Origin of the sequence: Staphylococcus sp. HMSC068G11, from assembly GCF_001815825.1 — a bacterium.
Taxonomy (GTDB): Bacteria; Bacillota; Bacilli; order Staphylococcales; family Staphylococcaceae; genus Staphylococcus; species Staphylococcus epidermidis.
This window is the reverse complement of sequence record NZ_KV822095.1, coordinates 1-12,785: the sequence shown is the minus strand read 5'-3', so window position 1 is coordinate 12,785 and position 12,785 is coordinate 1. Positions and strand designations below refer to the sequence as shown.

The 12,785-nt window shown below is 30.7% G+C and carries 14 protein-coding genes; 9 read left to right on the top strand and 5 right to left on the bottom strand.

Features of this window, described 5'->3' with window-relative positions; genetic code table 11:
- The 4 genes from HMPREF3058_RS08025 to HMPREF3058_RS08015 all read left to right on the top strand — a co-directional run.
- Nucleotides 1-203: Csa1 family protein (locus tag HMPREF3058_RS08025; RefSeq protein ID WP_141755970.1), on the top strand; the 203-nt coding region annotated here is incomplete at its 5' end.
- Nucleotides 200-367: a hypothetical protein gene (locus tag HMPREF3058_RS12310; protein ID WP_167706324.1), complete on the top strand. Its 168-nt coding sequence runs from the start codon at nucleotides 200-202 to the stop codon at nucleotides 365-367. The genes HMPREF3058_RS08025 and HMPREF3058_RS12310, both read left to right, overlap by 4 nt.
- 188 nt (nucleotides 368-555) lie before the next feature.
- On the top strand, nucleotides 556-1,443 hold the full coding sequence (locus tag HMPREF3058_RS08020) for a mechanosensitive ion channel family protein (protein ID WP_002455953.1): 888 nt from the start codon (nucleotides 556-558) through the stop codon (nucleotides 1,441-1,443).
- A gap of 367 nt (nucleotides 1,444-1,810) precedes the next feature.
- Nucleotides 1,811-2,623: an HAD-IIB family hydrolase gene (locus tag HMPREF3058_RS08015; RefSeq protein WP_049387093.1), complete on the top strand. Its 813-nt coding sequence runs from the start codon at nucleotides 1,811-1,813 to the stop codon at nucleotides 2,621-2,623.
- A 262-nt stretch (nucleotides 2,624-2,885) separates the two neighbouring features.
- Here the strand turns inward: HMPREF3058_RS08015 and HMPREF3058_RS08010 are convergent, their stop codons facing one another.
- A complete protein-coding gene (locus HMPREF3058_RS08010) occupies nucleotides 2,886-3,509 on the bottom strand; it encodes a hypothetical protein (RefSeq protein ID WP_002490834.1) in 624 nt (207 codons plus the stop codon).
- A 386-nt stretch (nucleotides 3,510-3,895) separates the two neighbouring features.
- Between HMPREF3058_RS08010 and HMPREF3058_RS08005 the strand changes: the two genes are divergently transcribed.
- Both HMPREF3058_RS08005 and HMPREF3058_RS08000 read left to right on the top strand, forming a co-directional pair.
- Complete coding sequence (locus HMPREF3058_RS08005) at nucleotides 3,896-4,807, top strand: hypothetical protein (protein WP_002490822.1); 912 nt, start codon at nucleotides 3,896-3,898, stop codon at nucleotides 4,805-4,807.
- A 313-nt stretch (nucleotides 4,808-5,120) separates the two neighbouring features.
- Nucleotides 5,121-5,306 carry a hypothetical protein gene (locus HMPREF3058_RS08000; protein ID WP_002490835.1) on the top strand — a complete coding sequence of 62 codons (186 nt, stop codon included), beginning with the start codon at nucleotides 5,121-5,123 and terminating at the stop codon, nucleotides 5,304-5,306.
- A gap of 245 nt (nucleotides 5,307-5,551) precedes the next feature.
- On the opposite strand, the gene HMPREF3058_RS07995 is transcribed toward HMPREF3058_RS08000, so the two are convergent.
- Together HMPREF3058_RS07995 and HMPREF3058_RS12305 are read right to left on the bottom strand one after the other, a co-directional pair.
- The gene (locus HMPREF3058_RS07995) at nucleotides 5,552-5,962 is read right to left on the bottom strand and encodes a DUF1433 domain-containing protein (RefSeq protein WP_002502201.1); all 411 of its coding nucleotides are present in this window, start codon (nucleotides 5,960-5,962) and stop codon (nucleotides 5,552-5,554) included.
- A gap of 363 nt (nucleotides 5,963-6,325) precedes the next feature.
- Nucleotides 6,326-6,469, bottom strand: coding sequence for a hypothetical protein (locus HMPREF3058_RS12305; protein ID WP_002502200.1), 144 nt, complete (start codon nucleotides 6,467-6,469; stop codon nucleotides 6,326-6,328).
- Between the two features lie 179 nt (nucleotides 6,470-6,648).
- Here HMPREF3058_RS12305 and HMPREF3058_RS07990 point away from each other — a divergent pair, with 179 nt between their 5' ends.
- On the top strand, nucleotides 6,649-7,014 hold the full coding sequence (locus HMPREF3058_RS07990) for a hypothetical protein (RefSeq protein WP_002490839.1): 366 nt from the start codon (nucleotides 6,649-6,651) through the stop codon (nucleotides 7,012-7,014).
- A 254-nt stretch (nucleotides 7,015-7,268) separates the two neighbouring features.
- Here the strand turns inward: HMPREF3058_RS07990 and HMPREF3058_RS07985 are convergent, their stop codons facing one another.
- Nucleotides 7,269-7,628, bottom strand: a complete 360-nt coding sequence (locus HMPREF3058_RS07985) for a hypothetical protein (RefSeq protein WP_002496040.1) — start codon at nucleotides 7,626-7,628, stop codon at nucleotides 7,269-7,271.
- A gap of 317 nt (nucleotides 7,629-7,945) precedes the next feature.
- Nucleotides 7,946-8,926, bottom strand: coding sequence for a tRNA dihydrouridine synthase (locus HMPREF3058_RS07980; protein ID WP_001830546.1), 981 nt, complete (start codon nucleotides 8,924-8,926; stop codon nucleotides 7,946-7,948).
- A gap of 198 nt (nucleotides 8,927-9,124) precedes the next feature.
- Between HMPREF3058_RS07980 and lqo the strand changes: the two genes are divergently transcribed.
- Together lqo and HMPREF3058_RS07970 are read left to right on the top strand one after the other, a co-directional pair.
- Nucleotides 9,125-10,609 (top strand): L-lactate dehydrogenase (quinone), encoded by a 1,485-nt coding sequence (gene lqo, locus HMPREF3058_RS07975; protein WP_001830487.1) that lies wholly within the window; start codon nucleotides 9,125-9,127, stop codon nucleotides 10,607-10,609.
- Nucleotides 10,610-11,381: 772 nt separating this feature from the next.
- Entirely contained in the window at nucleotides 11,382-12,149 is a 768-nt protein-coding gene (locus HMPREF3058_RS07970) for an SDR family NAD(P)-dependent oxidoreductase (protein ID WP_002484927.1), read from the top strand.
- The last annotated feature ends 636 nt before the right edge of the window (nucleotides 12,150-12,785 follow it).

Below are 12,785 nucleotides of genomic sequence, written 5' to 3'. Positions count from 1 at the left end.
ACTATAACGTGAAACAATTAAGAAAAAGATATGATATTCCAACCAACCAAGCCCCTAAATTATTGTTAAAAGGGGATGGCGACTTAAAAGGCTCATCTGTAGGTTCTAAAAATTTAGAATTTACTTTTGTAGAAAATAAAGAAGAAAATATATTTTTTACAGATGCAGTACTGTTCACTCCTAGCGAGGATGATGAATCATGAGTCAAACAGATTATCAAATAAAACCTGGTAATATAAAAGGTAATTTTGAAGAAACCAGCTCAGTATCCAAAATTATTTATGAAATTGAAAATGCGAATAATAATAGTTTGAAAAAATGTCAAAGGTTATTCGATGGATGGTTTTATGATTACACCTGGAAGTGACTAAAAAATCAGTACTCTTAAGATGATTTTTTATATAGAAATTCATAAAGCATCCTTCATCAAAAAGTGAAGGGTGCTATGTTTATTTATAAGTGTTATATTTAGAAATGACTTACTGCTCATTATCTATAAAGATTTATACATTGAAAATATTAATTGTTTTAACAATAGGAGGTCATGTTGTTATTATGAGTCAGTTTAAGGACACATTATATAAACTATTTGAGCCAATGATGAAAATAGAGTTCTATCAAAATCTTTTGGTTAATCTTTTAATTATACTTGCTTATATCTTGATGGGTATGATTGTAATTGCGATATCAAGAAAGTTAGTTACTAAATTTTTCAACGTTAATGAAAAGAAAAAGAACCGTCATAAAATTAAGAGAAGTGAAACACTATCCACATTGATTCAAAATTTAATAAGTTATGTCGTATGGTTTATTGTCCTTACGTCAATACTTTCACGTTTCGGTATTAGTGTATCAGCAATTTTAGCAGGAGCTGGAGTTGTTGGTGTTGCCGTTGGTTTCGGAGCACAAACAATTGTAAAAGACATTATTACTGGTTTCTTTATCATATTTGAAGGACAATTTGATGTAAGTGATTATGTTCAAATTAATGCATCTGGGGTAACAATTGCTGAAGGTACGGTTAAAACGATTGGTTTAAGATCAACGCGTATACAATCAGATACTGGAGAAATTTATACATTACCTAATGGTATGATTAGTGAAATAGTTAATTATTCTGCTACAGATGTTTCACCTATTGTGATGATACCGATTTCTCCAAATGAGAATTATAAAGTGATAGAAGAGAAATTATTAACATTTTTACCTACATTAAAGAATAAATATGACATATTTGTATCTGCACCAGATTTACTTGGTTTAGATAGTGTTGATGGCAATGAAATGGTGATTAAACTTTTAGCACATGTTAAGCCCGGAATGCATTTTCCAGGACAACGTTTGCTTCGTAAAGAGGTCATACAATACTTTAGTGAAGAAGGCATTCATATTCCGAAACCAACACTTGTAAAACTTGATAAAGAATTGAATAAAAAAGAATAGTCTGCAGATTCATTTTTTATGTGAAAATTCATAAAGCATCCCTCATCGCAAAGTGAAGGATGCTTTATTTTTATTATGATAAGTCATGAGTGATAGTGATTTGAAAAATATTGTTGAGTAAAGTTGTTATAACGTCATCATGTATGAAATTGTTTATAGATAGATGACAAAGTTATTTTATTGATATTATATATATAACCTTGAGACATACATAAGGAGGTTTTAAGTCCTACTACCAACACAGAAGATTTCAATCAAAAATTCTACAAATAAAACAAGTAATTTTATCCTGTTTTCGTGGTTTTTTATCATTTTTTAGAGCGTAATTATTATTTATCATTTAAAAAATGATACTGGAGGAATGAAGATGACAAAACGCTTAATATTATTCGACTTTGATGAAACTTACTACAAACATCATACGCATCAAGCGGATATGCCTTATTTAAGAGAAATGGAAGGTTTATTACAGAATATAACTACTAAAAACAATGTCATTACGGCTATTTTAACAGGAAGTACTATAGAAAGCGTACTTCAAAAAATGAGTAACGTTGGTATGTCATATAAACCTCAACATATTTTTTCAGATTTAAGTTCTAAAATGTTTACATGGAATAACTGCGAATATATTGAATCTGATGAATATAAAAACGAAGTGTTGACAGAACGTTTCTTATTGGAAGATATATTAGATATATTAAAACATGTTTCTTCTAAACATAAAGTAGCGTTTATACCACAAAGAACTTTTCGAGACAATGAAACATTGTACAATTTCTATCTCTATTCTTCGGGTGACACGCATTTAGATAAAACAATTTTAGAAGACCTCACTCAGTATTCTAAGATAAGGGACTATACGATGACATTTAATCGTTGTAATCCTTTAGCAGGTGATCCTGAAAATGCTTATGATATTAATTTTACTCCAAGAAATGCAGGAAAATTATATGCCACAAAATTTTTGATGAATAAATATGGTGTTCCAAAAGAATTGATTATTGGCTTTGGTGATAGTGGTAATGATGAAGCGTTTTTAAGTTATTTAGATCACGCAATGATTATGTCTAACAGTCAAGATGAGGAAATGAAGCGTAAATTTAAAAATACAAAATATCCTTATTACAAAGGTATTTATACACATGTACGCGAATTTATAGAATCTGATAATGTTTAAAATATGGAATTATTGAAATAGGAGAGGTGGCAAAAGTATAAGTTGAGATCATAAATAAGCTAATTCTTCTTTATTAATCGAACATCTTCTACATATTTAATGAATTTTCGATATATCTGCTTTTCGAATTGATTTAGTCATTAAAATTGAAATATATACACTTTCTATAACAATCAAAAATAGGGAATAAGACAACACATTTTTCTTATTCCCTACCCAGGTATCACTGAGTTTAATTATTTACTTATTTTAATCAGTTTGGTTAATAATTACCGCCCTGTCCTTTTGCACGTGCTTCAACTTGTCCTCTTAAAAATTTCATATACTCGTTAGATTCTTGAGCACTTTCGTGAATAGTAGCAGCTTCATCATCTGACATGCCTTCTGTATACGCGTCTAGAAATTCATCATCAGACATATGTCTAGCATCTTCTGCTGTATATTTAGGGTGAGGTGTTTCGCTAGTTGTACCACCAGCAGATGGTTGGAATTTCCCTTCTTTTGTAAAACGATCTAAAGTAGGCGTCATTTCATCCGTTGTAATCGTGCCATCTTTATTTACATCTGCTCTATCGATTTCATCTGCTAAAATTTGAGCTTCCTCATCATTGACGTTAAAAGCTTCTCTTAACTGCTTTGCTTTTTCACTAAGTGTTTTAGTTGATGTCCCATTTGATACTTCGTTTGTTTGGCTATTAACTTGATTTTGCATTTTACCTTGTGAAGTTGTATCTTCATGAGTGTTTTTATTGGAAGTCTGAGTCTCTTTTGAAGCTACATCAGTGTTCGATTTTGAATCTTTATAATGACTGTATCCCAATCCCCCTGCAAATCCTAGCATTATAATGAGAAAAACTAGAATCAGTCCTGTAAAAAACCTTTTCAATTAACTGTCCTCCAACTCTTTTATATTTTATTTATATTGTTATATTAATTTATTTTTAAACACATTTCTACTGTTAATTTAAGGTATATAAATATTAGTTTAAGAAGTATAAAAGCATATGTTATAAGTTCTTTTAAGTTTAGTTACTTCTAAATCTATAAATTTTTAAATATTGTGCAAATTATTTAGGTGATTAGTAGCAATTATAATTATTATAAATTAAAATAAATTTAATAACGGGAATTAACAATCAAGGGAACAATAATGTTTTTACAAATTTACGTTATTAAACTATGGATTTAGTAATCGTGTAAAACTGGTTGAAGTATGAACGACACATATAATCACAGCAGTGACAATTTCTAGATTTAAAGGAGAGAAACGAAATGAAAAAACATGTGTTAGCAATCGGAGCAATTACAGTAACAACATTACTTGCAGGATGCGATTTTGGAGATTTGGTAGGACAGCATCAGACTGATAAGCAATCAGAAAATAGTAACACTCAAACCGAGCAAGCTTCAAATAATAAAAATTCAAATTCTAATAATGGTCATTCAAGTAATAACAATAAGTCTAGAGATAGAGTCGAGGATTTAACTCAATCGCAAAAAGTAGCATTAGCTATCAATGATCCCTCAGTTTCTCAATATGCCGTTAACGCAAGTGAATTAAGAAATCATTCATTTTATGCAAACTATAACGGTGGGGGCCAACGTAAAAGTATTCATACGTATCAGTTGGAAGCATTACCAACAAAAGTAGAAGGTGCACCTAGTGATATGAAATTCTATACTGCAAAACCATCTAAAGGATCATTTGTGACGCTTATCGGTATTGGTAATGAAAAGGTATTAATTGCAGGCACACAAAGTTCAGGAACATATCAACAATATGCGCATTCGGAAGCAGCAAGAGAATTAGATTTACATGAACTATTAAATAAATACGGTAAAAGTTCAAATTATAAAGATATAGCAAATCAAATTGCGTTTACACAAAGTCAATCATCAAATTCAAGTGAATCTAACACGTCAGATGAAGGGACGTCTAACAGTGATAGTGATACATCTAATGATGATAAAGTTACACGTAGTAATGTGATAGATAAAGTTGAAGCGTATGAAGGTCACCCATTAGATACTGATACATATACATTTAAAGAACCCGAACAGAACGAAGACGGAGATTGGGGCTTTTCTATTTTAGATAAGGAAGGCAACCTCGAAGGTTCTTATATTGTGACATCTGATGGTGAAGTTACAAAATACGATGAAAACGGGGAAGAAATAGAGTAAAAGTATATTCAACTGTCGAAATTAAAAATTTAGAAAAAGAAAATTGATTTCCCAGGAAATTGACAACGTTAGCATATTAAAAGCTAGCGTTGTTTTTTATATACTTAACATTAATTCTTCTTTGTATTTTTCAATTTTTATTTTCTAAGCACTTCAATTTTGCTTGATGGATGGTCTGGAAAATATTCAAACACATATGGATTGAGAAAAGATTTTTAGTTTTATGACTTTTAAAGTTCAATGCCAATGATACAATTGGAATAAAGCAAAATTTTTAATAAAGTAATAAATGAAGAGGGGATAAGTTATTCAAATGAATCATTTTGGTAAGCTTCATCGTATATCATTAATATTAAATATTATGTTTTTAATACTCATGCCTAAAATCTATAGTTTTGATAATATTTATTTATCAATAATTTGGACTTTGTTAGGAATAGCAAATGCTGTCTACTTGTTGATTAAGCAAAGACGAGAAAACACCATTAAACGTAAATGAAGGAAAAAGAACTCATTTATTATGATGTGCATTCCAGAAGTTGGACTAAAATCTATCTTTGTGGGGTGTTTTTTATGATTGAATATGATAAATTTTATTTTAAAATTAAAGTTTTTCAAGAATATTTAAATGGTTAAAAAAAGTAAGAATAAAAAATATCAAAGGCTTGCCCCCTAAAAAATTGTAGAAGACAAGCCTTTAAAATATTACACTAAATAATACTTCTTGTGGTTCAGTATAAATTTTTAGTGTTCTTTCTTTTTGTCTAAATCTTTTTTGATTTCATCGGGTGATTTAGATTCATTAGCCGATTTAAGTAATTTAAATATTTTAACGTCTGCTGTAAGTCCGCCTCCAAATTGATAATTGTTTTCAGGTGATGCAAATGCAACAAAATCATCTTTTTTATTGTTATTGATATAGCCTTCAATAACAGCGTCACCCATTGGTCCCTGTTTTAAACTTGTGAAATGGACAGATTTGATGATATTAGGTTCTTTAGTGTTGTATTTAAGATAAAGCGTGATACGTTCTTGTTGCTCTTTGTAGTAGATTTCTTTCTGTTTTTCTTTTTCGTTATATTTCATTTTGAGATAAAAGCCCCCAAAAATGATTAATATGACACTAATAAAGATCAAGATTTTCTTTTTTGACATAGATATAGTTCAACAACTCCTTATATAAGGTGAATGAGTATGGATAGCATACAGAATAAAGATTTTACATATAAAAAACTTGCAGATGAAGCATATAAAATTAGTTCTAAACTATCATGAATCAAAGTATCTAAATGTCACGTTCAATATACTAAATGCTTGTAATTAAAATAAGCCGAGGTACATTCATTAACTGTACTTTGGCTCAACTTATGTTATATGCACTTTATATTCAACTTCACTTCTTTTTCTTATCAAAATACGGTACAACAAATATTACAAATAAAGCACATCCAATAGCTAACAAAGAACCTAAATTTTCCAATTCATTCACTCCTTATTTTGTGTACAATATCAACACTATTATTTTTCAGAAACACGCTTAATTAATATTATTGCGTCATCAAGTAACATACTGATACCGAAAAAGAAAAATTCATTGACTATCGCAATCACACTTTCTAAAGATAACATTGTAGAAAATAAATGACGATGTGATTTTTGCATTTACGACACTCCCTCCGATACTCATAAGATGATTGTTGACTTAAAGATTTTTAAAATCTATTTATATAAAGTGAGTATTTGTAAAACTTTGCTATTTAATATATTACATTTCTAATTTAAAATTATATTGAATAAAACAATATTAAAAAAGTAATTTTATGGAAAGAGGAAATAATGAAATGAAAGAATTTAAAGTAATCATAGTTATTTTATCTTTAATTCCATTTGAATTTTTAGGAATTTTTACGGACTATCAAACAGGTTTATTACTAGGTTATTTTCCATTTGTAATTATATCGATACTAATAAGCTTTTCAATTTTTAAATCAGGGGTTAAAGGCAATATTAGTGTTGCCTTAGCAAGGTTAGTGGGGATATTGGTGTCTTGGATATGTGTCCATTTATTCATGGATGTTGATAAGACTTCCGGTTATTTTAAACCTTTTACCACAGATGTTTTTTCAATTATTTTAGCCGGCATTCATATTATAGTCATTACGCTAATTTGTTTAGTTATGTATAGCTTTTCTTATCGCAATAAGTAAGTTAAGAAAAATTAAGATTTCCTAGATGATGTGATAAAAAAATGAAATAGAATTAGCATTGAATTGTTGTTCAATCCTATTCTTCGAACACAACTGACTTTATTTACGGAATTTTTGTGTGGAATGGTCTTTGCTTGGACCTCGACTACTGTTGAATCAAATTTTAAATAAGAATTTTTAATTTTGTCACCAACTGACTATATGTTAAGAATCCTTTAGACATTTATTTGTGCTATAGTCCTTTCTTTATATATTTATTGATATAACTTTATTGATTGAATAGTTGTTTTTTCTGGAAGGAAGTTATATTTAATATTGATTGTAAGTCCGACGGGTTTTTTATTAATATCTAAACGATAATAACCAATAGGCCCACCACCTTGGTTATCTGTCGCATTTTCGAAATCGGCTTTCTTTATAGTTTTTAAAAACTGATATGTCTGCTTATCTTTAGCAATCTTATGAAGTTGCTTTGTGTCATGATGTTGTATGGATTGATTTAATTGTTGTTCACTAGAGTGAATCACCCACATGTCGAAGAAGAAAAAGTTAATAACAACATAACTACAGGCTTGGATAAAGAGAATAACAACTATAAAAATCAATCTTTTCATTGATATGCACCTTATTTTTAATGAAATATTTGCTTCTTATATTTAATTTATCATAATATTGTTCAGTTTAACTTAAAATTCACGATGTTCAATATATATTCATCATTCTATATTTTGTATAAAAAGCATGGACTATATTTAACAGTTTGCTCATTTACTTTTCGGCCCACTATATGTTTAAGTAATCAGTCTAAAACTTATTTTTATGTCACTTTTGTAAATTGCTCGAGATTTACTACTACTTAACATTAAACAACCTCCCTCTGACTCAACAGGGGAGGTTCATTTATTGTTTATTATACTTACCGATCGCATACTTATACTTCTGAACGTGCATCCATACGTGCTTCAAAAGTATCGAGTAGTTCTCTTGCTTCGGCAATGGATTGGGTGTTCATTAATTGATGGCGGAGTTCGCTAGCGCCTCTAATGCCGCGTACGTAGATTTTGAAGAATCTGCGTAAACTTTTGAAGTGTCGGGCTTCATCTTTATCATATTTTTCAAATAAAGAGAGATGTAAGCGTAATAAACCTAATAATTCTTTGCTTGAATGTTCGCGTGGTTCCTTTTCAAATGCGAATGGGTTATGGAAGATCCCTCTACCAATCATAATGCCATCAATACCATATTTATTTGCGAGTTCTAGACCAGTTTGTCTATCGGGGATATCACCATTGATAGTTAATAGTGTATTTGGCGCAATTTCATCACGTAATGTCTTGATTGCTTCGATTAATTCCCAGTGTGCATCTACTTTACTCATCTCTTTACGGGTACGTAGATGAATGGATAAATTTGCGATATCTTGTTCGAAGACGTGTTTTAACCAGTCTCGCCATTCATCGATATCGTAATAACCTAAACGTGTTTTTACACTGACCGGTAGACCACCTGCTTTAGAAGCTTGAATGATTTCGGCTGCCGTTTCAGGTCGTAGAATTAAGCCGGATCCTTTACCTTTTTTCGCAACGTTTGCGACAGGGCAACCCATATTTAAATCTATACCTTTAAAGCCCATATCCGCTAAGCCGATACTCATTTCTCGGAATTGTTCTGGTTTATCGCCCCAGATGTGCGCTACCATTGGTTGTTCGTCGTCACTAAAAGTTAAGCGTCCGCGCACACTATGAATACCTTCAGGGTGACAGTAACTCTCAGTATTGGTAAATTCAGTAAAAAATACATCTGGTCTCGCAGCTTCACTGACAACATGCCGAAAGACAATATCTGTCACGTCTTCCATAGGTGCCAGAATAAAAAACGGACGTGGCAATGTACTCCAAAAATTTTCTTTCATGATTTATTTAAACCTTCTTTATAATAATAATCTCGAATTTTTACGCATGATGATATTACCACAAAACTCACATAGCTGACTACAACTTTTAAATAAATGATTACTGAGTTTTCGCGCTTAATTGTTTAATAAATGTTTAAAGTGGTAAAGTCTATATATGTACTATTTTAATATATAAATTTAGAAAGGAACATGCACATGAGTGAAGCAAATCATAAAAACATCGTTGTTGTAGGTGCAGGAATTATTGGTACGTCAGTAGCGACAATGCTTTCAAAAGTAAGTCCTAACTGGCATATCGATATGTTTGAAAGACTAGAAGGCGCTGGTATTGAAAGTTCAAATGAAAATAATAATGCTGGGACAGGCCATGCGGCATTATGTGAATTAAACTATACAGTTGAACAAGATGATGGTTCAATTGATGCATCTAAAGCGCAAGAAATTAATGAACAATTCGAATTATCTAGACAATTCTGGGGTAATTTAGTTAAAAATGGTGATATTTCTAATCCTGAAGAATTTATTCAACCATTACCTCATATCAGTTTCGTTATGGGACCAACAAACGTTAACTTTTTAAGAAAACGTTATGAAACACTAAGAACTCTTCCAATGTTCGATACAATCGAATATACAGAAGACATGGAAACAATGAGAAAATGGATGCCATTAATGATGGAAAATCGTGAACCAGGTCATCAAATGGCAGCAAGTAAAATTGATGAAGGTACAGATGTGAACTATGGTGCGTTAACACGTAAGTTAGCACATTACTTAGAACAAAAATCTAATGTTTCATTAAAATACAATCATGATGTTGTAGATTTAACACAAAGAGAAGATGGCAAATGGGAAGTTGTCGTTGAAAATAGAGAAACTAAAGAAAAAATAACTAAAATAGCAGATAAAGTGTTTATTGGTGCTGGTGGTCACTCTATTCCGTTATTACAAAAATCTGGCGTTAAACAAAGAGAACACCTAGGTGGTTTCCCAATCAGTGGTCAATTCTTAAGATGTACAAACCCAGATATTATTAAACAACATGCGGCTAAAGTTTACAGTAAAGAGCCTCAAGGTAAGCCACCAATGACTGTACCACACCTTGATACACGTTATATCAATGGTAAACAAACATTATTATTTGGTCCATATGCGAATATCGGCCCTAAATTCTTGAAATTCGGTTCAAATCTAGACTTATTCGAATCAATCAAACCATATAACATTACTACAATGTTGGCTTCAGCAGTTAAAAATGTACCTTTAATTAAATATTCAATTGATCAAATGATCAAAACTAAAGAAGGTTGTATGAATTATTTAAGAACATTTATTCCTGATGCTAAAGATGAAGATTGGGAACTTTACACTGCTGGTAAACGTGTTCAAGTTATTAAAGATAGTGAACAACACGGTAAAGGTTTCGTAGTATTTGGTACTGAAGTTGTCAATTCAGACGACAATTCTATGATTGCATTATTAGGTGAATCTCCAGGGGCTTCAACATCATTATCAGTTGTATTAGAAGTTTTAGAGAAAAACTTCGCTGATGACAAAGAAGCATGGGAACCTGTTGTTAAAGAAATGGTACCAACATACGGTCGTTCATTAATTAATGACGAAAAATTAATGAGAGAGACACGCCGTGAAACTTCTAAAAACTTACATTTAAATAGATAAGTATTTTAAAAATAGAATTATATGTCACGAAACAATGACATGATGTGTGCACCTCGTAGCATTAGGTAGAAAGTCTAATGGTACGGGGTGTTTTTTATAAGAAATAGGAAGGAGGTGCGATTTAATTGAATAAGGAAGTATGTGCGATAGTGAGGCATAAAGACAAAATGTGAACAATGTGATTTCATCTTAAAAATGAGAATGAAAGAGATGAATTAATGCGAAAATGTGAGGATAAACAAAGTGCTCAGTATTGAGTGTCTTATTATTTTAAAAGGTGAAACTCAAGTTCATTTTTGATGAAATTAATTGTTGAATATTTAAGTTGAACAAAAGAGTGTGAGTTCGTTTTATTATAAATAGCATTGATTTTTTATTAATTAAGTAAATAAAATAAAAACATTAATTTTATTGTTCGAGACATTTTGTTTTGGTACTATAATATTGTAGTTATTTGTTAAGTTTACAACAAAAATGATTGACGCATAACGTTGTTAAAACTAAGTATCTATCTTTGTTATTCGAAACCATCTTAATATGTGATATATTGAGACAGAATCATCATTCATTATCATAATTTTTAAAATTTGAAGTAAAATTCTTGCTTTCAAACATATCTTTGCAATGGTAATGAAGAACAATTTTAAATTGTGACACAGAAGTGATTTCAGATTTAAGGATTATCATACATAAGCTAATGAAAAATTGTTATTTTTTATGATATTTTCATGATTTTAAAAACAGTTTTGAAAATCGAGAAAGGTGATTGACGATGGTAAACATTATGGAAAAATTTAAATTAACTGGTAAGGTGGCAATGGTCATTGGAGGTGCAACTGGCATTGGTAAAGCTATGGCAGAGGCATTAGCACAAGCAGGGGCAAATATCGTTATCGCTGATTTGCAATCCAATATTGGTCAAGAAACAGCCACAACTATATCTACACAATTAGGTGTTAAAACCACATCATTAAAATTAGATATAACTCATCTAGATGAAGTAAATCAAATTGTTGATTATGTAGTAAGGGAATATGGAAAAATAGATATTCTTGTCAATAACGCTAGTATCTCAATTCAAGATGATACTGAAAATATTTCGTATGAAGAATGGTTAAAAGAAATCAATTTAAGCTTAAATGGAGCATTCTCTGTAGCGCAAACAGTAGGACGTCAAATGATTGAGAAGGGCAGTGGTTCGATGATTAATGTCTCTTCAGTATTAGGATTGATTGCTAATAAAACGCAAGACCAGAGCTCTTATGAAACGTCTAAAGCCGGTGTGACGATGCTGACTAAAAGCTTAGCTAGAGAATGGTCTAGATATGGAATTAAAGTAAATGCAATTGCCCCTGGTTACATGAGAACAATCGAAACGGAAAAGATACTAAATGATAATACTGAAACAAATACAACGCCTATGGAACGAGTAGGTGAGCCTGAAGAATTAGCTGGAATAACAGTTTATCTTGCTTCTGATGCATCATCGTTTACTCAAGGTAGTGTATTTAATATTGATGGCGGTTATTCAGCATTATAATATCAGTAATAGTTGAGAATGTGAATATACAAATTAATAGGAGTCTTTATCTACCCTTAATATTGCATTAACAATTGAATCGTTTTTGTGTATTATTTTTGGCAAAAAGTAAAATTTTTAATCATCGTAACCATTTAAAAAATGATTTGTAAAATTTTATGTTTTAGTAAATATATTTAATCGAAAGCATCGAATTTATTTGGTAAATAAAAACAGAGTGACTTTGTAATCATCATTTAATCTATTGAGTATGTTTCATATCAGAGTATTTAAATATTGACAAATCTCAAGATTTAATATTGGGATTTATCTTTTTTGTTTAGGAGAAGATGATTTTAGCGCTTTAAATGTCTATTGATACCCAATCAAAGTTAATATGGGTTGTTGATACAAAGGTAAGTGTTCAGGTTGTCTGACGTAAGACATAGGGCACACTAAAAATGTGCATCCTTATTCCTAACAGTAACGTTATATCTAGCAAACGGGTTTATCGAAACGTTATAATAAAATCATCAGTTATATCCTTGCGATAAAAAATACCTACAATCATGTATGTTTATATGCCGCACTTTTCAAAAATTCACTTTAAAGATGTGGCATAAGGCACTGAACCCTTAAAACGGGAACTTAATAAAA

Bases quoted from the DNA above. Each gene is read 5' to 3' on its own strand.
- HMPREF3058_RS08000 (WP_002490835.1), top strand. From the start codon at position 5,121: ATGAATCATTTTGGTAAGCTTCATCGTATATCATTAATATTAAATATT.
- HMPREF3058_RS07980 (WP_001830546.1), bottom strand. From the start codon at position 8,926: ATGAAAGAAAATTTTTGGAGTACATTGCCACGTCCGTTTTTTATTCTG.
- HMPREF3058_RS07970 (WP_002484927.1), top strand. From the start codon at position 11,382: ATGGTAAACATTATGGAAAAATTTAAATTAACTGGTAAGGTGGCAATG.
- HMPREF3058_RS08020 (WP_002455953.1), top strand. From the start codon at position 556: ATGAGTCAGTTTAAGGACACATTATATAAACTATTTGAGCCAATGATG.
- HMPREF3058_RS07990 (WP_002490839.1), top strand. From the start codon at position 6,649: ATGAAAGAATTTAAAGTAATCATAGTTATTTTATCTTTAATTCCATTT.
- HMPREF3058_RS08015 (WP_049387093.1), top strand. From the start codon at position 1,811: ATGACAAAACGCTTAATATTATTCGACTTTGATGAAACTTACTACAAA.
- HMPREF3058_RS08005 (WP_002490822.1), top strand. From the start codon at position 3,896: ATGAAAAAACATGTGTTAGCAATCGGAGCAATTACAGTAACAACATTA.
- HMPREF3058_RS12305 (WP_002502200.1), bottom strand. From the start codon at position 6,469: ATGCAAAAATCACATCGTCATTTATTTTCTACAATGTTATCTTTAGAA.
- HMPREF3058_RS07995 (WP_002502201.1), bottom strand. From the start codon at position 5,962: ATGTCAAAAAAGAAAATCTTGATCTTTATTAGTGTCATATTAATCATT.
- lqo (WP_001830487.1), top strand. From the start codon at position 9,125: ATGAGTGAAGCAAATCATAAAAACATCGTTGTTGTAGGTGCAGGAATT.
- HMPREF3058_RS12310 (WP_167706324.1), top strand. From the start codon at position 200: ATGAGTCAAACAGATTATCAAATAAAACCTGGTAATATAAAAGGTAAT.
- HMPREF3058_RS07985 (WP_002496040.1), bottom strand. From the start codon at position 7,628: ATGAAAAGATTGATTTTTATAGTTGTTATTCTCTTTATCCAAGCCTGT.